At 33.2% G+C, this 20895-nt stretch carries 16 protein-coding genes and 1 other RNA gene; 7 read left to right on the forward strand and 10 right to left on the reverse strand.

The window, feature by feature from the left end; all coding sequences use genetic code 11:
• Positions 1–5: 5 nt before the first annotated feature.
• Positions 6–3050, reverse strand: a complete 3045-nt coding sequence (locus tag FND99_RS17375; RefSeq protein ID WP_144339209.1) for a SusC/RagA family TonB-linked outer membrane protein — start codon at positions 3048–3050, stop codon at positions 6–8.
• Between the two features lie 672 nt (positions 3051–3722).
• Between FND99_RS17375 and FND99_RS17380 the strand changes: the two genes are divergently transcribed.
• From FND99_RS17380 to FND99_RS17390, 3 genes are all read left to right on the forward strand, one after another.
• A complete protein-coding gene (locus FND99_RS17380; protein ID WP_144339210.1) occupies positions 3723–4775 on the forward strand; it encodes a sensor histidine kinase in 1053 nt (350 codons plus the stop codon).
• Positions 4765–5466 carry a LytR/AlgR family response regulator transcription factor gene (locus FND99_RS17385; protein WP_144339211.1) on the forward strand — a complete coding sequence of 234 codons (702 nt, stop codon included), beginning with the start codon at positions 4765–4767 and terminating at the stop codon, positions 5464–5466. The genes FND99_RS17380 and FND99_RS17385 overlap by 11 nt, the downstream gene beginning before the upstream one ends.
• Before the next feature lie 179 nt (positions 5467–5645).
• The gene (locus FND99_RS17390) at positions 5646–7118 is read left to right on the forward strand and encodes an MFS transporter (RefSeq protein ID WP_144339212.1); all 1473 of its coding nucleotides are present in this window, start codon (positions 5646–5648) and stop codon (positions 7116–7118) included.
• 106 nt (positions 7119–7224) lie between these two features.
• Here FND99_RS17390 and FND99_RS17395 read toward each other — a convergent pair whose 3' ends face one another.
• The 5 genes from FND99_RS17395 to ffs all read right to left on the reverse strand — a co-directional run bounded on the left by FND99_RS17395 (position 7225) and on the right by ffs (position 10168).
• On the reverse strand, positions 7225–7719 hold the full coding sequence (locus FND99_RS17395) for a hypothetical protein (RefSeq protein ID WP_144339213.1): 495 nt from the start codon (positions 7717–7719) through the stop codon (positions 7225–7227).
• Positions 7720–7810: 91 nt separating this feature from the next.
• Positions 7811–8467, reverse strand: a complete 657-nt coding sequence (gene fsa / locus FND99_RS17400; RefSeq protein ID WP_144339214.1) for a fructose-6-phosphate aldolase — start codon at positions 8465–8467, stop codon at positions 7811–7813.
• A gap of 248 nt (positions 8468–8715) precedes the next feature.
• A complete protein-coding gene (locus FND99_RS17405) occupies positions 8716–9519 on the reverse strand; it encodes an SDR family oxidoreductase (RefSeq protein ID WP_144339215.1) in 804 nt (267 codons plus the stop codon).
• Positions 9520–9568: 49 nt separating this feature from the next.
• Positions 9569–9943: a hypothetical protein gene (locus FND99_RS17410; protein WP_144339216.1), complete on the reverse strand. Its 375-nt coding sequence runs from the start codon at positions 9941–9943 to the stop codon at positions 9569–9571.
• Positions 9944–10070: 127 nt separating this feature from the next.
• Positions 10071–10168: signal recognition particle sRNA small type (gene ffs / locus FND99_RS17415), an RNA gene on the reverse strand.
• Between the two features lie 88 nt (positions 10169–10256).
• Here ffs and FND99_RS17420 point away from each other — a divergent pair.
• Positions 10257–11306, forward strand: coding sequence for a glutaminyl-peptide cyclotransferase (locus tag FND99_RS17420; protein WP_144339217.1), 1050 nt, complete (start codon positions 10257–10259; stop codon positions 11304–11306).
• A gap of 102 nt (positions 11307–11408) precedes the next feature.
• On the forward strand, positions 11409–12647 hold the full coding sequence (hutI, locus tag FND99_RS17425) for an imidazolonepropionase (protein ID WP_144339218.1): 1239 nt from the start codon (positions 11409–11411) through the stop codon (positions 12645–12647).
• A gap of 77 nt (positions 12648–12724) precedes the next feature.
• Here hutI and FND99_RS17430 read toward each other — a convergent pair whose 3' ends face one another.
• Positions 12725–13603, reverse strand: coding sequence for a hypothetical protein (locus FND99_RS17430; RefSeq protein WP_144339219.1), 879 nt, complete (start codon positions 13601–13603; stop codon positions 12725–12727).
• 97 nt (positions 13604–13700) lie between these two features.
• Between FND99_RS17430 and FND99_RS17435 the strand changes: the two genes are divergently transcribed.
• Together FND99_RS17435 and FND99_RS17440 are read left to right on the forward strand one after the other, a co-directional pair.
• Entirely contained in the window at positions 13701–14747 is a 1047-nt protein-coding gene (locus FND99_RS17435; RefSeq protein ID WP_144339220.1) for a formimidoylglutamase, read from the forward strand.
• Between the two features lie 124 nt (positions 14748–14871).
• Positions 14872–16119, forward strand: coding sequence for a DEAD/DEAH box helicase (locus FND99_RS17440; RefSeq protein ID WP_144339221.1), 1248 nt, complete (start codon positions 14872–14874; stop codon positions 16117–16119).
• Here the strand turns inward: FND99_RS17440 and FND99_RS17445 are convergent.
• The 3 genes from FND99_RS17445 to aroC all read right to left on the reverse strand — a co-directional run bounded on the left by FND99_RS17445 (position 16116) and on the right by aroC (position 20831).
• On the reverse strand, positions 16116–18302 hold the full coding sequence (locus FND99_RS17445) for a response regulator (protein WP_144339222.1): 2187 nt from the start codon (positions 18300–18302) through the stop codon (positions 16116–16118). The two genes, FND99_RS17440 and FND99_RS17445, sit on opposite strands and share 4 nt — an antisense overlap.
• Positions 18303–18438: 136 nt before the next feature.
• Positions 18439–19719, reverse strand: coding sequence for a dicarboxylate/amino acid:cation symporter (locus tag FND99_RS17450; RefSeq protein WP_144339223.1), 1281 nt, complete (start codon positions 19717–19719; stop codon positions 18439–18441).
• 53 nt (positions 19720–19772) lie between these two features.
• The gene (gene aroC / locus FND99_RS17455; protein ID WP_144339224.1) at positions 19773–20831 is read right to left on the reverse strand and encodes a chorismate synthase; all 1059 of its coding nucleotides are present in this window, start codon (positions 20829–20831) and stop codon (positions 19773–19775) included.
• Positions 20832–20895 lie beyond the last annotated feature (64 nt).

Raw genomic sequence — 20895 nt, forward strand, 5'->3', positions numbered from 1 at the left:
TATGATTAAAAAGTTAGATTTAAATTAAGACCGATACTTCTTGTAGATGGTGCTGCATAAACATCAATTCCTTGTAAACCGTTACCAGTACTTAAAGTAACATTTGGGTCAAATGGTGCGTCTTTATAGAAGAAGAATAAATTTCTTCCTACTACAGATAAATTAGCTGCTCTAAATACACTATTTTTAAGATTAAAAGTATAACCAAGAGCTAACTCTCTCATACTTACATTTGTAGCATTATAAACATATTCTCCACTTGCACCAGCTCTACCACCAACTTGGCTATAATAACTTTCTGTATCGTATTTACCTGCAAAAGCTTGACCCGCTTTTGTTGTTCCTGGAGCATAAACTGCATTAACATCTACACCACCAGCAGCTCTTGCGTCTCCAGTTACTTTAGAAACACCAAATTGATCATTTACAGCTTGAGTTAAACTCATTACATTTCCTCCAAAACGTCCATCGATAGTAAAGTTTAAGAAGTAGTTACCATATTTGAATGAATTACTAAAACCTAACATGAATTTTGGATTTGCATTTCCTACTTCTTGAAAACCAGTTTTTTGCATTGAACCATCCTCATTCAACAAGATTCTACCTTGATCATCTCTCTTAAGAGCAATCCCTTCAATAACTCCAAACGGACGACCGTTGATTAATGAATACTGATAACTATTTACACCTGGGTTAGTTAAAATAACTTTTCCTCCTAATTCATCTGGAATACCAGAAACTTTATTGATGTTTTTTGAATAGTTTACAGTAGCATCCCATTTAAATTTCTCACCATTAATAATTTTAGCATTAAGTAATACTTCAACTCCTTTGTTTGAGATCACACCGCCATTGAAAGCATAATTTTGATAACCTTCAGCATTTGTAGAAGGAGCAGGAATTGTAAGTAATTGATCTTTAGTTTTATTATTATAATAAGTCAACTCTATTCCAAATCTATTATTCACAAATCTCCACTCAGTACCCAACTCATAAGAACCTTGACTTTCAGGTTTCAAACTTACACCTGGCGCTGGACCAACGCTAGGAGAATTTGTTGTTGTATTTGCAGTAGTAAAATTATTAGTTGGAGAAGTATAAAATGCAGGTACATCATTACCCACTTCAGCATAAGAAGCACGAACTTTAGCAAATGAAATCGCTTCTGGCAATGTCAAAGATTCAGATAATATCCAAGTAGCACCTACAGACGGATAGAAGAAAGACATAGTTCCAGTATTCGCTAATGTAGAAGACCAATCATTACGTCCTGTAATATCAAGGAACAAGAAGTTTTTATAACCAAAAGTTACAGCAGCAAAAATAGATTGTTGTTCTCTACGGTATCCGTAATTTTGGTAATTTCCAGTATTTCCGTTAAAATTATGTAGTGTAAACCAGTTTGTAATATTTAAACCAAGTGGCTCAGAATCTAAAGCTGTCTCATCATTAAGAGAAGTTTTTGTGAAACTTGTTCCAACGTTAGCGAAAAATGTAAAATCATCATTGAATTTAGTGTTAATTGTAGCAATTAAATCACCATAACTTTGACTACTAATATCACTAATATTGATATATCTACCGTTTGCACTAGACAAAGTTCCTTGAGTAGTAGCATACACCTCTTTTTCATATTGAGACGTAATTCTATCATAATTATATCTAGATCCTATCGAAAGCCAATCATTAACTTTGTAGTTCAATCCAATAGATCCATTCATAAATTGATTTCCATCATGAGATTTATTACGATTCAAGATCCAATATGGATTTTGTTCAATATCTCTATCAGTCATCCAGTTTTGAGCCATTAAGTTTCTAGTAGGATCAAACACTTCATAATTGTTTTTATAAGTATTAAAATCATATCCTCTTGGCATTAAATAAAGACCAGTTAATGGATTAAAATATAAACCGCTTACAGGTCTGTTTGTTATATTTTGAGAGGTGTAATTTGCATTAGCATTTACAGTCAATCTATCACCAAAAAATTTACCCATTTGTCTAATACTAAAGTTGTTTTTGCTCAACTCATTTGTTGGTGTAACTCCAGAAGCAGTAGTATTAGCGTAAGATATGTTAGTAGATGCATGCTCAGAACCATTAGAAAAACCAAAAGAAGTAATTTGAGTTACACCTGTTTGAAAATAGTCTCTTGTATGATCTGGTGTACTTTGAGCAGCTCCCCATGATTCATCTGCACCAGGTTTTGCAATATAAGAAGTTTGAAATTTAGGCAAGTATGCAGCCGTTTCGATAGTCGTATTTGAAGACGCTCTGAAAGTAGCAACTCCTTCTTTTGCTTTCTTAGATGTCAATAAAATTACACCTCTTGCACCTTGGCTACCATATAAAGCAGTTGCTGATGCACCTTTAAGCACTGTCATTCCATCAAAATCATCTGGATTCAATAACCCGATAATATCTCCACCATCACGATTACCACCTTGAGTAGAACCAAAAGAATCATTTGGCTGAATAGATGATATATTCAATACTGGCACACCATCAAGAACATATAAAGGATTGTTATTAGTTGTAGATGAATTACCACGAATCGTTACTTTTGTAGATCCACCAGAACCACCAGCACTCTTAGTAACAGCAACACCGGCAATTTTACCAGCAATTGTATTCATAAGATTGGGATCTTTAGCTCTAACTAGTTCTTCCCCTTTTAATTCCTGCGCAGAATAAGTTAAAGATTTTTTAGTTTTCTTAATACCTAAAGAGGTTACAACAACCTCACTTAATGCATTTGAAGATGCAGCTATCATTTTCACATTTATTGTAGTGGCATCACCAACTACAATACTTTGCGTTTCAAGGCCCACATAGCTAAAAACTAATGTCTGTCCTTTTTGTGCTTCGATTGTATACAAACCATCAAAATCGGTAGTAGCACCTTTTTGACTTCCTTGTACTAAAACAGATGCCCCTGGCAACGGCATTCCATTAGAATCTGTAATCACACCTTTGACATTTTTTACTTGAGCAAGCGAAACTTGCGCAGTAAAAACAATCATAAAGATTAAGAAAATTTTTTTCATGTTTATTTATTTTGTTAGTTATGACGTAAAATTATCCTTAAGACATTGTTAAAAAAAATAAATTATACAAACAGCTATAAATTTTAAACAAACGACATAAAACATTCAACAATGCGTTTTCCGAAAACGTTTTCTGATCAAAATATTTAGGCGTTTTAAACATTATTCAAGATTATATTCAACAAATTAGGATATTTACTAAATAATATAAAAATATTTCAAATCCTTAAAAAACAACATTTTAACAGCAATACCGTGGTTTTGCAACCTTTTCGAACTGCTATTTTAACAAACCGTTAAGCATTGTTTTTTCTTTTTCGTTAACAGATTATGCTGAAAAACGCTGTTTGTAATAATTAGTTTTAATTTCTAGGAATCGAAATTGATATATAAACAACTTTCAAAAGCAAATATTCAGCAAAAGAATATTGTACAAGTTCACGATAATTAATTCTAATATTATTTAGATCAACAGATTAAGCAATTGCGAGGTAATCCGAAACAAATCATTCAATATTTTGCTTTACGAAAACGTTATCCTGTAGGAATAAAATATCATTTCACTTTTTTTTACTTTTTTTCTTCAAAAGAATTGCGTTTTAACTTCTAAATGTTTAAAGTTGCACAAGAATTATGTAATTGCGCAATAAAAGCTAAATCCCAAAAACCAACTTGAAAGAAATTCAAAAACTAAAGTTTGATATCAAACTTCAAAATCATATTTGGTTTTGGGGCATTTATTTTACTTTAAACTTTTTAAGATGGGGTGCTTATTTTAATGATTATCCATACGCCTTCAAATCAAACTCTATTGAATTTGCATTAGTTATTCCGTTAGTATATTTCAATCTGTTTGTTTTGGTGCCGCGATTTGTATTAAAACAAAAATATATCATCTATACACTTTGGCTTTTAGTAAGTCTGTTTGTAATGTATTTATGCAAGACAACCCTTACCTATTATATTATATCTGAAAATATCTGGCCAGAAGCCAATCGAGAATATCATCCGTTTGAACTTAACCATATTGTAGCAGTCTGCATTGGAGAATTATATGTTCTTGCCATGGCATCATCAGTATATCTAACTTTAACATGGCTTCGTGAACGTGAACGAAATAGATCATTAAGAGAAAACCAATTCAAAATCAAATTAAAATATCTTGAAAATCAAATACAGCCGCATTTTTTCTTTAATACCTTAAATAATTTATACGCTCTATCACTTGAATCTTCAAATAAAGTTCCAGACGTAATCATTAAATTATCAAATTTGATGGAATATGTTTTGTATGATGTAAAAGGAACCAAATTTGTTCCATTAATAAAAGAGATAGATTACATTCAAAACTACATTGAAATAGAGAAGCTTCGTTTTGAAAATGTGGAAGTTACTATAAATTTAGAATCAAATATTGAAGACGTTGTTGTCCCTCCATTAATATTTATTTCATTAGTTGAGAACGCCTTTAAACATGGAGGTTTAAACAATCGAAACTTAAAAATTAAAATCAACTGTAAAGTTATCGACAATAAATTGTTAGATTTTGAAATCCTAAATAATTTTGTAATTTCACAAAATCTTAATCAAAAAGGAGGAATTGGATTAATCAATACCAAGAAGAGATTAAAGTTAATTTACAAAAACAATTTCAGTTTAAAACAGTCAATAAAACTAAACTACTATATAATCCGTTTGCAAATACCTATTCATAATGAAGATTAAATGCGTTTTGATCGACGATGAACCATTAGCTATCAAAGTCCTGCAAAATTACTTTACGAATTTTCCAGATTTTGAAGTTGTTGCTACATTCAACAATTCTTTAGAAGCACTCGATTTTATAAACAGTACTCCTGTAGATGCTGTATTTTTAGACATCAACATGCCTATGATGACTGGGTTCGAATTAATCAGCCTTATCGAGAATAAAACCAAAGTAATTATTACAACAGCTTTTAGAGAATTTGCAGCCGAAAGTTATGATCTTGATGTTTTAGATTATTTAGTAAAACCTATTCCTCTTCCAAGATTTATAAAATGCATCAATAAAATCACCACTGAATTCAATCTTAAAAACAACATTAAGGTTGAAGCAATAAAAGGTGATTCTCATATTTTCATCAAAGTCGATAAAAAGATGATGAAAATTAATATTGAAGAAATATTATTTATCGAAGGAATGAAAGAATACATCAAAGTAGTAACTCCAGACAAGACCTATATTACGCATAAATCGTTAACTTCTTTATCTGAAGAGTTGCCAACTGACCGCTTTCTACGTATCCATAAATCGTATGTCATCGCCTTGAATAAGGTAAAATCGATTGAAGGAAACCGTATTCAGATACAATCATACACCATTCCTATAGGCAGAAACTACAGTAAAGACGTAAAAAACAAAATATTGGAATAAAATCTCCATTAAATTCGATTTTCTAACTAAGTTAAAACTAACACATTGTTGAAAAAATGATGTTGTTTGTTTAAATTTAACATTATTTGTGCCTTTTTATTTTTTTTTGCTATTCGTAACAAATATATTTACGGTCTTCAAAAAACAATAAAATTAAAAATTAACCTTATTACAAATTTATGAGTTCAGAAAATGTTCAAACCAAATGGGGACAATTTATCTCTTTGATAATTGTTTTCTTCTTTTGGGGTTTTGTTGGTTCTGCCAATGATATCCTGATCCCAGTATTCAAAAAAGTATTTACTTTATCGCAAGTACAGTCACAATTAGTTGCCTGGGCATTCTATGCTGCATACTTTGTAGGATCAATAATTTTCTTTTTAGTTTCTTTAAAGAGAGATGTATTACAGCAATTTGGATACAAAAAAACATTATCTGCGGGATTACTTCTTTCTGCAGTAGGTTCATTTTTATTCGTACCAGCTGCTACAATGGCAAGTTTCCCATTCTTCTTAACAGCACTTTTTACTGTAGGTTTAGGATTTTCGATTCAACAAATTGTTGCAAACCCGCTTGCTATTAAAATGGGAAGCCCTGAAACAGGTGCTCACCGTTTGACTTTAGCAGGAGGTATCAACTCTTTCGGAACTACAATTGGAGCAATTTTATTAGGAATTGCACTTTTCGGAATGGGTGATGACAAAAAGACAAGCCTTTCTTTAGAAGACATTAAATTACCATTCATAATTCTTGGCCTTGCTTTTATACTTGTTGCTGTTTTCATGTATTTTTCTAAAATTGAAGATCCTGCAAAAGTTGAAGAAGAAGCGCTAATCGAACACCAACATGTTAAATTCAGCATTCTTGACTACCCACAATTATACCTTGGAATGTTAGGAATCTTCATTTATGTAGGTACAGAGGTGACAATTATCAGTAATTTACCGGCTCTATTGCATACAAAAGAATTTGGAAATGTTCTTGAAGATGCAATCGCTCCATTTATCGCATTATACTGGGGAAGTTTAATGATCGGACGCTGGAATGGTGGTGCAAACGTTTTCAATACTTCTAATTTAGTAAATACAGCTTTAAAATTCATTGTTCCTGCAGTAGCATTTGGAGTAATCATAGGCGCAAACATCTTTGCCGCGCATGATGTATCTTCATTCTATATTTACCCAATCTGGATTTTATTATTCATTGCTGTAAGTTTTGTAGGAGGAAAAAATGCTGGAAAAACGTTAATGCTTTTCGGGCTTTCAGGAATCACAATGATGGTTGCGGGATTAGTTTGGCCAGATCCATCAATTGCTAAATTCTTCTTTATTTCTGGCGGATTATTTTTGTCTATCATGTGGCCTTCTATCTTCGATTTAGCTATTGCTGGTTTAGGAAAAAACACAGGAAAAGCGTCATCTTTCTTAATCATGATGATTCTTGGAGGAGGAGTTATTCCGTTGATTCAAGGAAGCATCTGTGATTTAGACGCTACAAACCCAAATGGAATTCTAGGTATTTCATTTACACATTTCTCATATGTAGTTCCACTTATTGGTTTTGCCTATTTAGCATTTTATGGTTTCTATTGCCCTAAAATATTAAAAAGACAAGGCATAAACCATGTTGAAGGTGGTGGCGGAGGTCACTAAAAAATATCAAACAAAAAAGCTCCCATTTTAATTTAAAAATGGGAGCTTTTTTTATAACGCAAGGTAGAAAACCTATGAATCTTTGCCACTATGAACCTTTGAGCCTTTATTTGGCATTCATAATATTGCTTAAGTTTTTCTTAAAAACAACGCGGCTCTGTTCAGAGATTTTATAAACAACATCTTTATCAGCATGAACAATGACTTTATCAATATTAGCTGCTAAAAGCGCTTTAGGGTCTTTTATTTTTAAAGTACAGGCTCCGTCAAAAAAACCATCATCTTCAATTATCTTTTTTGCTTCAATAACAGTTCCGTCAGTAAGTACTGCAGAAATTGTCATTTCTTTATTTGGCGTATTCGAATAAAAACCATCCATTACCAACATTAAGCGATACGAATTTTTCAGATCGGGACCTTTGAACTCATGGCGTGTAATATTATACCGCAACCCTTTTGCCAACGACTGGAATTTGACCGTGCAATCTAGCTCATATGTGGCTACATCGCCCGCATCATTTACGCTAGTTAAAACCTTAGCCTGTGCATTAATAGAAAAACTTGCAATAAAAAACGAAATTAAAACGAGAATTACTTTCATAGGGACTTTTTTTAAGTTCTTATAAAAGTAAAAAAAAATCGTCTCCCTTCAGCAGAAGAAAGACGATTTAATATTTATAAAAACCTGATTCTTACTTATTTCCTTTTTCAAAATCAGCAACAAACTGTGCTAATCCAATATCAGTCAAAGGATGTTTCAATAAACCAGTAATTGCAGACAATGGTCCAGTCATAACATCAGCACCAATTTTTGCACAGTTTACAATATGCATTGTGTGACGTACAGAAGCTGCCAAGATTTGAGTTTCATAACCATAGTTGTCATAAATCTCTCTAATTTCTTGGATCAAATTCAAACCATCAGTCGAAATATCATCTAAACGGCCAACAAACGGAGAAACATAAGTTGCTCCTGCTTTTGCAGCTAATAAAGCTTGTCCTGCAGAAAAAACAAGTGTTACGTTAGTTTTAATTCCTTTATCCGAAAAATATTTTGCCGCCATTACACCTTCTTTGGTCATTGGCAATTTTACAACGATTTGATCATGCAATTCAGCAAGCTCCTCGCCTTCTTTGACCATTCCGTCAAAATCAAGCGCATTTACTTCAGCACTTACATCACCTTCAACAAGGTTGCAAATGTCAACATAGTGCTTTAAAATGTTGTTTTTTCCTGTAATTCCTTCTTTAGCCATCAAAGACGGATTAGTAGTTACACCATCCAAAACACCTAAAGCTTGTGCTTCTTTAATTTGAGCTAAATTAGCAGTATCAATAAAAAATTTCATAATTTATTTAAATTTAAATTGTGTTGATTAATAATCTGGGCGTGACCACATTTGCAAAAGGCGCACTCCACAAGCCGCATATACGCGCCTTTTGCAAATATGGTCGGGCTATACGCACTACTTCGGTAGTCAGCTTCTATCCCTCACGCAAATTCCCGTGCAAAATTACAAAATCAATATCAATAACAATTTCAAAATCAAAACCATTTTGAAATTATATGTTACAAAACCGATTAATTAACTAATTTTTAAAGCTTATAATGATTCATCAGCATTTTTTCATAAACTTTATCTGGAAGCGCGCGTTTTAAAACGATCGAAAATTTCTGCATGAAAACGCCAACTTTATAATGCACTTTTGGTTTTCCTTTTTGAATAATTTTATAAATCGCCTCAGCCATTTCATTTGGATTGCTTCCTGCATCAACATGTTCATTCATCGTTGCAAGCGTATCTCCATACACTTTTTCATAAGCAGAACCTTTTACAACTGGCGCATGATAGCGTCCCGATGCAATATTCGTTGCAAAATCGCCAGGCGCAACATTTGTAATTTCGATTCCGAATTGCTTTACTTCCATTCTCAAAGCCTCCGTAATCAACTCCAAAGCTCCTTTTGAAGCCGAGTAAACACTTCTATAAGGTAATCCCATATAAGCGGCAATCGAAGTAATATTGATGATCAAACCTGAGTTTTGTTCACGCATTTTTGGCAAGACCGCTTTCATCACTTCAATTGGTCCGAAAAAATTGGTTTCAAAATTGTTTTTGATTTCCTCCATCGGAATTTCCTCCAAAGGCCCTGTAATTCCAACTCCCGCATTATTGATTACAATATCCAATCTTCCCGAAATTTCAATGATTTTTGATACGGCAGTTTTAATAGAATCGGCATTTCGAACATCTAAAGCTACTAGTGGAAAAATAGAATTCACGACTTTTTCAGGATTTCTGCTGGTTCCATAAACCACAAAACCTTTTTTATGCAAAAATTCTCCAATTGATTTTCCAATCCCTGAGGATCCTCCAGTAATTAAAACGACTTTGTTCATTTTTTTTAGTTATGGGTTATGAGTTTTTAGTTATGAGTTCGAATCATATTTAATGGTCAAGCCAATATTTAAATTCAAGTTTTGATTCCAATTCTTTTATTAACAGTGAATCTTTGACTTCATTTTCAAAATCCACCAGTATATTATCAGGATCAATTGTAGAATATTTTATTACAAAATATTTATTTATTTTTTCTTCCGAATTTTTAGGACAACCTCCCGCTCTAGTTCTATGCAATTTATTATCCACATAATATTTCACATAAGCATCACTAGATCTTCCAGATTGTCTGCAAAGAGTATATTTACAAATTGTCTGACCAGGATGTTCTTCAATTTCTTTTCTATCATTCGCACTTTTCACAAAAAGACAAATTACTCCAATTGCAAAACCTACTAAAATTATTTTTGAAAATTTTGGCATTTATTATTTATTTGAGATTATGCGTTTGAGACAAAATCTTTAATCTCACATACAACTTCTTACTTCTGAAAGGGGTAAAAATAAAAAAATCCTCCCGAAGGAAGACCGCTTTTGAATAAATTCTAAAAAATGGCAAGCGACCTACATCGCACCGCTCAACCACGTACCCTTGCTATGTTCCCATCCTGGGGGAGTCTGCAGGAGCTGGTCGTGTAGGACTTGCCGGTGCAAATATACAATCTTTTTATATTTTTGCAAGAGCTTTGTTGCTATAAAAATATCGTCGTATATTGGCTTATTCAAATTTTAAACTATGAAAAAATATAACTTCCTAACTGTCATTTTATTAGGAATCACATTAATTGGATGTGGAGATAAAAATAAAGGTGAAAATTCTTTATTTAATATTGATGATTCAGCTTTTCCGGCACATTTTACGCAAAAAGAAGCCGTTTCAATTGGAGTTTTAAACCCAAAATCGAAAGAAATCGACAGCATTACCTACTTTGTAAATGACAAAAGAGTGGGAAGTACAAAAGGTGCTGAAAAATTCAAATTTGAATTAAAAGATCAAAAATTAGGTTACCAATACTTAAAAGCGGTTGTACATTTTGGTTCTGATTCTTCAGATGCGACTAAACGAATTGAATTAGTTTCAGATGTTCAACCAAAATTATTGAAATACAAAATCATCAATAAATATCCTCACGACACAAAATCTTTCACAGAAGGATTAGAATTCTACAATGACACTTTATATGAAAATACAGGTCAAAAAGGAGCTTCGTACTTAAGAAAATACGATTATAAAACAGGGAAAATATTCAAGCAAATTGATATGGATTCCAAATATTTTGGCGAAGGAATTACTTTCGTAAACGGAAAATTATTCCAGTTGACATGGCAAGAAAAAACTGGTTTTATCTATGACGCCAAAACTTTGAAATTGGAAAAAACTTTTGCCTACGATAAAGATATTGAAGGTTGGGGAATGACGAATGACGGAAAATACATCTACCAAACAGATAAAACAGAGAAAATCTGGAAAATGGATCCTGCTACTCAAAAAATGATTGATTACATCAACGTTTATTCTGGTGAATCAAAAATAAAAGCCATCAACGAATTAGAATGGATCAACGGAAAAATCTATACAAATGTTTGGCAAAAAGATGCAATTGCAGTTGTAAATCCTACTTCTGGAGCTGTTGAAGGAATTTTGGACATGTCAGGATTAAAAAAATTCGTCAAAAATGCTGATGCAGATGTTTTAAACGGAATTGCCTACAATCCAAAAACCAAAACCATTTTTGTAACTGGAAAATATTGGGATACTTTATTTGAAATTACAGTTTCAGAATAAATAAGAAAACTAATTTGAAAACACAAATTTCACAGATTTCACGGATTAGTTCGTGATAATTTGTAAAATTTGTGAAATTTGTGTTTTATAACAATATCAATAATGACAACATTAATTACAAACATAAAAGAGTTGCTTCAAGTTCGCGAAACTTCAATTTCTAAAGTTTCTGGAACCGAAATGGCAATTCTTCCTACAATTAAAAATGCTTTTTTAGTTATAAAAGATAATCTTATTGAAGATTTTGGATCGATGGAAAATCTTCCTGAAATCAAAGCTAATAAAGTTATCGATGCAACCGGAAAAGTTGTACTGCCAACTTGGTGCGACAGTCATACACATATTGTTTATGCAGGAAATCGCGAACAAGAATTTGTGGACCGAATTAATGGATTATCATATGAAGAAATCGCCAATCGCGGTGGCGGTATTTTAAATTCGGCTAAAAAACTAAACGAAACTTCCGAGGAAGAAATTTATGAGCAATCTAAAATTCGATTGGAAGAAGTTATGCAACTAGGAACCGGCGCTGTCGAAATCAAATCTGGCTACGGTCTCACAATTGAAGGCGAATTAAAAATGCTTCGGGTGATTAAAAAATTAGCTAAAAATTACCCAATTGCGATAAAAGCTACTTTTTTAGGCGCGCATGCTTTTCCAAAGCATTACAAAGAAAACAAAGCAGGTTATATTGACGAAATCATCACCAAAATGCTTCCGGAAATTGCAAAAAACAAACTCGCAGATTATGTAGATGTTTTCTGTGAAACGGGTTATTTTTCTGTTGAAGAAACAGAAAAAATCATGGAAGCCGGAATTCAATTTGGCTTAAAGCCAAAAATTCACGTCAATCAATTTAATTCTATTGGCGGTATTCAAGCCGGAATCAAATTTAAAGCCCTTTCTGTCGATCATCTCGAAATTATGACCCCAGAAGACATTGAGGCGTTAAAAAACACTGAAACAATGCCTGTTGCATTGCCTTCATGTTCTTATTTTTTGAGTATCCCATATACGCCAGCGCGCGAAATGATCAAAGCTGGACTTCCATTAGCTTTAGCCACAGATTTCAACCCCGGTTCTACTCCATCTGGAAATATGAATTTTGTGGTGGCAACGGCTTGCATTAAAATGAAAATGACACCTGAAGAAGCCATAAACGCCGCAACAATAAACGGAGCATATGCAATGGGACTTTCTGAAACCCACGGAAGTATCACAAAAGGTAAAAAAGCAAATTTGATCCTGACAAAACCAGTTTCATCTTATTATCAAATTCCGTATGCTTTTGGAAGCAATTTAATCGAATATGTTTTTCTGGAAGGAAAAATTTTAGAATAAAATTCATCTATAAAAAAAGGTCTGTGAAAAATCACAGACCTTTAATATCAAAGTGGTATTATATCCTTTGGCACTAATTATCTTAAGCTGAAACTAGTTTTTGAAACTAATTCGTCATTATCAAAAATATTGATGAAGTAAGTTCCTTTAGCAAAATCTTTTCCTGGAAGATCTTCACTTACGTTTACAGTTTTGTTTTCATATTTTACAGTAGTTTTAAAACTGTATGTCAATGAATTATCTCCAAAACTTTCTGTTTTCTTTTCGCCTAAAACGTTGTTTTTAGCATCGATAACTTGTACATAATATGTTTTGTCACCAGATTTTGCAATTTGGTTTTCAGCAATTGTAAAACTAACTTTCAAGATATCAGCACGGCTTGCTTTATCAGTTTCAATCTGTTTTCCAGAGCTTTTCAATTTATAAGCTGAAGTTTTAGTATTCAAAACAGATAATTTTGCACCTTTTTCAACCGTTTTTGCCAACTCTTCGTTTTGACCAACTAATACTTCATTGTATTTTTTAGATTCTCCTAAAACTACAATAGTACTGTCTCTTTGCGTTGTTAAAACACCATTTTGTTTTTTAAGCTCGTCATTTTCAGCAACTAAAGTTTTCATTTTAGCCTGCATTGCCAGAACTTGAGATTTATATTTAGAAACATCTCCTTTTGATTTGTTCAAATCATCCATAAGAGCTACTACTTTATCTCTTTCCTGAATCAATTCATCAGACATTGATGTATTTTCAGCAATTGCAGCATCATAAGTTGCTTTCAATTCTTGCAAATCTTTCATAACAGATTCTTTTTCTGTCATTGTAGTGGTAAGTTCAGTTTTAACCACTTCTGTATCAGAAGATAATTTAAAAATATACACTAAACTACCAATCAGTAGGACTGCTAAAACAGCGATTACCGCCTTTAGACTTGAGTTGTTGTTCTTTGGGTTTTCCATATTTAATAATTTTCTTTATTAACAAATTTAAGAATTAATATATCGTAATAACGTAAGTTGTCACAATTATATTATTTTTGAGCAATATTTTTTTTATATGGAGAAGTTAATTCCTTTTACTGTTAATGATTTAGCAAAAATCACAAATCACCGAAGCGGCGAAATAAAATTTGGCGAAAAAATGATTGTCATTCCAAAAGAAGCTGACAAAGTAAAATTCTTGACCGAAAGTGAAGCTAAATATGTACTGCTGGGAATTCCTGAAGATATTGGTGTTCGAGCAAATTACGGCCGTCCTGGCGCTGCATCGGCGTGGGAATGTGCTATAAAAAGTATTGCCAATATTCAGCACAATCGTTTTTCAAAAGGAAGCCAAATAATAGTTTTAGGACAAATAAATGTTGCGCAGGAAATGCGAGATGTTGAAAATCTTGATTTTAATGACATTGACGATCGTTCAAAATTGAGTCAGCTGGTTGAAAAAATCGATAAAGAAGTTTCTCATATTATCTTCACAATTATAAAAGCCGGAAAAACTCCAATTATCATTGGCGGAGGCCATAATAATGCATACGGAAATATTAAAGGTTCGGCTCTTGCCAAAGGAAAACCAATAAATGCGATCAACTTTGATGCACATTCAGATTTCAGGATTTTAGAAGGACGCCATAGCGGAAACGGATTTTCATATGCTTATGAAGAAGGTTTCCTTAAAAAATATTTCATCTTTGGATTGCATGAAAATTATACTTCAAAAAGTGTTTTGGATATTATCAAAAAACTGGAAGACCGCGTGCGTTACAACACGTATGACAGCGTAAACATCCGAAAAGAAAAAGATTTCACTAGAGAAATGGCTCTTGCTTTGGAATTTATTCGAAGTGATGCATTCGGAATCGAAATTGATTTGGACGCAATCCCAAATATTGCGAGCAGCGCCATGACAATAAGCGGTTTTTCTGTAGAAGAGCTTCGACAATTCGTATCTTTTTTCGGTCAGCATAAAAATGCCGCTTATTTGCATATTTGCGAAGGAGCGCCAGATTTAGCCGATTCTCCAAATAATAATTTAATTGGAAAATTAATTGGTTATCTGGTTACTGATTTCATAAAAGCCAACAACGAAAAAGATAAATCAAACTGAAGGTCAACTACTTTAAAACCACACATTTTCCAAATAATACAAGAATCAAATAAACGATTGGCCGAATAAACCTATCTTTGCACAGAATTTTAGTACTTAAAACTAAATTCTTAATACCTAAGATATGTTATTCGAAGATTTATCACTTTCAAAAAGTATACAAAAAGCCGTATTTGAAGAAGGCTACCTAAACCCCACTCCAATTCAAGAACAATCAATCCCGATCGTTTTATCAGGACGCGATTTAATTGGGTGCGCGCAGACAGGAACAGGAAAAACAGCAGCATTTGCTATCCCAATCATACATCAATTACACCGAATTGTAGGTTCATCAAAAAAAGCCAAACAAATTCGTGCACTTATCGTTACACCAACACGTGAACTTGCCGTGCAAATTGGAGAAAGTTTTGACACGTATGCAAAATATACCAATTTAACACAGTTAACGATTTTTGGAGGCGTTTCGCAAAATCCGCAAGTTGATACCTTAAAAAAAGGAGTCGATATTCTTGTGGCAACTCCAGGAAGATTATTGGATTTACACAAACAAGGATTTCTTGATCTAGACCATTTACACACTTTGGTTTTAGACGAAGCCGACCAAATGTTGGATATGGGTTTTATCAACGATGTGAAAAAGATCGTAAAATTAACTCCTAAAAACCGCCAGACTTTATTGTTTTCTGCAACGATGCCAATCGCAATTAGAGAATTGGCAGAAATGTTTTTGAAAGATCCAGAAAAAGTAGAAGTTTCTCCAGTTTCTTCAACTGCCGAAAATGTTGAGCAGCGTATTTATTTTGTTGATAAAACAGAAAAAAGAAACTTGCTGTATCATTTAATCAAAGAAGAAAATTTATCAAACGTTCTTGTTTTTTCGAGAACCAAACACGGCGCTGATAATGTAGTAAAAGCACTTCGCAAAAAAGATATTCCGGCTGAAGCGATTCATGGCGACAAATCACAAAATGCAAGACAACGTGTTTTAGACGCGTTCAAAAATAAAGAAGTTGGTGTTCTGGTTGCTACAGATATTGCTGCAAGAGGAATTGATATTGAACAACTTCCATATGTTATCAATTTTGATTTGCCTAATATTCCCGAAACTTATGTACACCGAATTGGTCGTACGGGACGTGCAGGAAATGGCGGAATTGCAATTTCATTTTGCGGAAAAGACGAAGAACCATATTGGAAAGACATCAAAAAATTGATAAAAGTCGATGTAAAAGTAATCACCGAGCATCCTTACCAATGGCATTCTGGAAGTCCTGAAGCAGGCGAAAAACCTAAAAGCTCAAATCGAAGCGGAGGCGCTCACAAATCAAGAAAATCAAATACATCTAAGAAAAATAAAAAACGCTGGTATTAACCAGCGTTTTTTGCTTCTTCTATCAAATAACTTATAATTTTAAAGAGTTTTACAGGCTCAAACGGCTTTATAATAATATCATTTATTCCTGACGAAATTGCTTCATCTGTGATTTCATCTTTATCAAAAGCGGTCAAAGCAACAATTGGCGTTTTAATATCCTGTAATCTAATTCTTTTGCTAGTTTCGAATCCGTTCATCAATGGCATATTGATATCCATTAAAATAAGATCGAATTTTTCTTTTTCCAAAATATCCAAAGCGCCAAAACCATCATCAGCAACTATGCAGATGTAGTTATTCTTCTCAATAATTTTCTTTGTTACAAGCTGATTAATGCGATTATCCTCGACAATTAAAATTTTATGAACGTCATTTGATGTCAAATCAACTTCTATCTCATCAATGATTTTTTTAGTTTTTATTGGATCGTGTTCAAACGGAATAACAAATGAAAAAGAAGTTCCTTGTCCCAAATCACTTTCAAGCGTAATTGTACTGCCAAACAATCCTAATAAACGTTTTACAATACTCAAACCAAGTCCAGTTCCCTGATAATCTTCATCTTTTCGGCCAACTTGAACAAATTTTTCAAAAATCTTGCTCTGATCAACCGTCGCAATCCCAATACCATTATCCTTAATCAAGAAATCCAAAAAATAATTTTTCCCTTCCGTCTTCAAAAGATCTACTTTAACTTCGACCTCACCATTTTTAGTAAATTTCAGCGCGTTGCTCACTAAGTTCATCAAAATTTGAGCGAGTCTCAGTTTATCACCAATTAGATATTCAGGAATATCTGGATCGATGTAAATATTGATTTTGTTGTTATTTTTTTGAGATAAAAAAGAAAGTGAGTTTTTGATCATTGTGATTTCATCAGAAATATTGAATGTCAGGTTTTCTAAAACCACTTTGTTTTCTTCAATCTTATTAATCTGCAAAATATCATTTACCAAGGATAACAAATATCGAGCAGAGAATTTAAGCGAACTTAAATGTTGGCTTCTTGATAATTCTTTGTGCTCTTCTAAAAGCATGTTTGTAATTCCAACAACACCATAAAGCGGTGTGCGCAATTCGTGGCTTATAGTCGAAATAAATTGTGTTTTGAGCAATGAGGCTTCTTCTGCAATTTCTTTGGCTTTTAGAAGCTCTAAATTGTGTTTCTTTTTGAATCTGATGTTCTTAACTAACGTAATAATCAAAACAAGGAGAATAAGAGAAATCAGTACAAATAGAATTACAATAATTCGGGACTTTTTAAGACTTTGATATTGCGAAATTTTCTCGTTTTCAATTTTATCGATTTGTCTTTTATATTCATCCAACTCGAGATTAAAACCCGCAATAGTTGCCTTTTTGAGCTTTTCTTGATTGTAAAGCTCTTCTGAAATCTTATTATATGCAGTAAGATTTTCGTATGCTTCTTTATATTTTTTGATTTTCATCAAGAACTTTGAATATTCTTGGTGCGCATAGGACAAATCCGATCTTTCTTCGCTATTTTTTCCGGCCGCAATCGCACTTAAAAAATAGGCATTTGCCGTATCATTTTCATTCCTGAAGGAAGCATACATGCCGTTCAGCATATTAACCACAATTTCGGTGGATTCGTCACCATATTTTTCGATGTTATTGCCAACAAATTTCAAATACGGATAACCTTCTTTATACTTTCCAATATCAAAATAAGCCCATGCTATATTTACATTCGTAAAATAAACCTGATCTATCGCATTGATTTTTAAACTATATGCGATTGATTTTTTGTAATAAGTAATTCCTTTATCAAACTGTTTTTTTTCAAAACAGTAAATGTTTCCTAAATTATTATGAAGACTATATTTTATGGAATCATTATTAGTTTTATTGGCATAAAACAAACTTTTATTATAGAAAAAAATCGCTTTATCAAACTCTGATAATTCATTGTAATTACCAGCGATTATTTTATATGACTTTGCAATTAAAATATTATTTTTTGAAGTAGTTGCATAGTTCAAAGCAACACGTGAAGTTATTAGGGATTTTTCGAAGTTGGATTCCTTAAAATCATCCCAAGCCTGCTTGACAAGCTTGCTGATTTTAGCATCCGGGATCGTTTCAGACTGCACGAATGCTGAACTGATACCACAATTCAGAAAAACGACCAGAAAAAGAAAAATCCGCATTCGGGGCATAAATGGCTAATTTTACCAAATATACACTTAAAAATAAAAAAAAGCTGTATTTCAACTAAAAATACAACTTTCTTTAATAATTGTTTAGACTTTAACTTCGTAAAAGCTAGCCTAATATGAATCTTGTTTTCAGAATTTACTGCTCTAAACCTCCTTCTATTTCTTTATTATCTTCCCATTGACCAACAACAGAAGTAGCCAAAGCGTTTCCTAGAACATTTGTTGCGCTTCTGAACATATCACAAAAATGATCTATCGGCAAAATCAAAGCAATTCCTTCAACCGGAATATCAAACATACCACAAGTAGCCGCAACAACAACTAAACTCGCTCTTGGCACGCCCGCAATTCCTTTACTGGTCAGCATTAAAACCAAAAGCATTACCATTTGAGATCCAAGATCTAGATGAACTCCATAAAACTGCGCAATAAATATACTGGCAAATGTCATGTACATCATACTTCCGTCTAAGTTGAACGAATAACCAAGCGGCAACATGAAAGAAACAATTTTATCTTTTACACCAAATTCTTCTAGTTGCTCTGTTAATTTTGGAAAAACAGCCTCACTACTTGTTGTTCCAAAAGCAATTGCTAATGGTCCAACAATACGGCGTAATAATTCGGTCATTCTTCCTTTTAAGAAAATATATCCCACAGCAATTAAAACAACCCATAAAGTACTAATTCCGACTAAAAAGGAACCGAAAAATTTAAAATAAGTAATCACTAATTCTTCTGCATCTCTAATAGCAAATACTCCTGCAATGGCACCAAAAACTCCAATTGGAGCAAAGTTCATTACATAATTCACCATTTTCAAAACAATATGCGAAGCTTTGTCTAAAGCATTAATTACAGGTTTTACAGTACTTCCTAATGACGCAGCAGCTAACCCGAAAAAGATTGAGAAAATAACAATCTGAAGGATTTCATTAGTTGCCATTGCTTCAAAAATACTTTTAGGAACAATATGCTCAACAAAATTCTCAACCGAAAGTGTTTTCGTTTTTGCAGTTACTTCAGTCGCCGCAGCCATATCAACGTGGTCTAATTTCAAACCTACACCCGGCTCTAAAACATTTACGTAAAACAAACCAATTAATAACGAAATAAATGAAGCCGTAAAAAACCATCCAAGAGCTTTTCCTCCAATTCTACCAACCGTTTTTATATCTCCGAGTTTAGCGATTCCAACCACTAAAGTTGTAAATACCAAAGGTGAAATAATCATTTGCACCAATCGAATGAAAACAGTAGCCAGCATTTTAATTTTATCACTAAATGACTGCGCTGCTTCTGGAGAAATGTAATTATGCAATATAATTCCTAGCGTTGCCCCTAGAACCATTGCAATAATAATTTGCCCTGTTAATCCTGAAAGAAATGATTTTTTTTTAGTTTCTGTAACTTGCATTAATTTGTTTGTGTTAAGTTAAAATATTAAGACCCTCACTGCCTTAACTTTTATTAATATGTTTTGTTGATCAAATAAAAATCAGCCAAAACAATTGCGGCCATTGCCTCAACAATTGGCACCGCACGAGGTACTACACACGGGTCATGACGTCCTTTACCTGTAATTGGTGTAATATTTCCTTTATTATCTAATGAATCTTGAGTTTGCATAATTGTTGCAACTGGTTTGAAAGCAACTTTAAAATAAATATCCATTCCGTTGCTAATTCCACCTTGAATTCCGCCTGAAAGATTTGTTTTTGTAGTTCCGTCAGGATTGTACAAATCGTTGTGCTCGCTTCCTTTCATTTCAGAACCTGCAAAACCACTTCCATATTCAAAACCTTTTACAGCATTGATAGATAGCATTGCTTTTCCTAATTCAGCGTGCAATTTGTCAAAAACAGGTTCGCCAAGACCAACCGGTACATTTTGAATCACACACGAAACCACTCCACCAACAGTATCACCTTGCTTGCGGATATCACGAATATATTCTTCCATAATCGCTGCCGATTTTTCGTCTGGACAACGAACAGGATTACTTTCAATTTTCGAAAAATCTAAATCTTGATAAGGAGTATCCAAATGAATTGGTCCAACAGAAGAAACGTAAGCATTGATTTTAATTTCCGGAAGCATCTGCTTAGCAATTGCACCCGCTACTACTCTACTTGCTGTTTCACGCGCAGAACTTCTTCCGCCGCCGCGGTAATCACGAAAACCATACTTTTGATCATATACATAATCAGCGTGGCTTGGTCTGTAATTATCTTTTATATGCGAGTAATCGTCTGATTTTTGATTGGTGTTTGGAATAATAAAACCGATTGGAGTTCCGGTCGTTTTTCCTTCAAAAATTCCAGATAAAAACTGAACCGCATCTGGTTCTTTTCTTTGTGTTACAATTGCCGATTGTCCCGGTTTTCTTCGTGACATTTCAACTTCGATTGCTTCAAAATCAAGCTCGATACCTGATGGACAACCATCAATAATCCCGCCTAAAGCTTCACCATGTGATTCGCCAAAAGTTGTAACTCTATATAGTGTGCCGTAGCTATTTCCTGCCATGTTATTTGTTTTAGCAAATGTAAGTTTTATGAATTAAATTAAAAAATATAAAATTGTGATTATT

This window comes from Flavobacterium daemonense, assembly GCF_007341385.1.
Classification (GTDB): Bacteria; Bacteroidota; Bacteroidia; order Flavobacteriales; family Flavobacteriaceae; genus Flavobacterium; species Flavobacterium daemonense.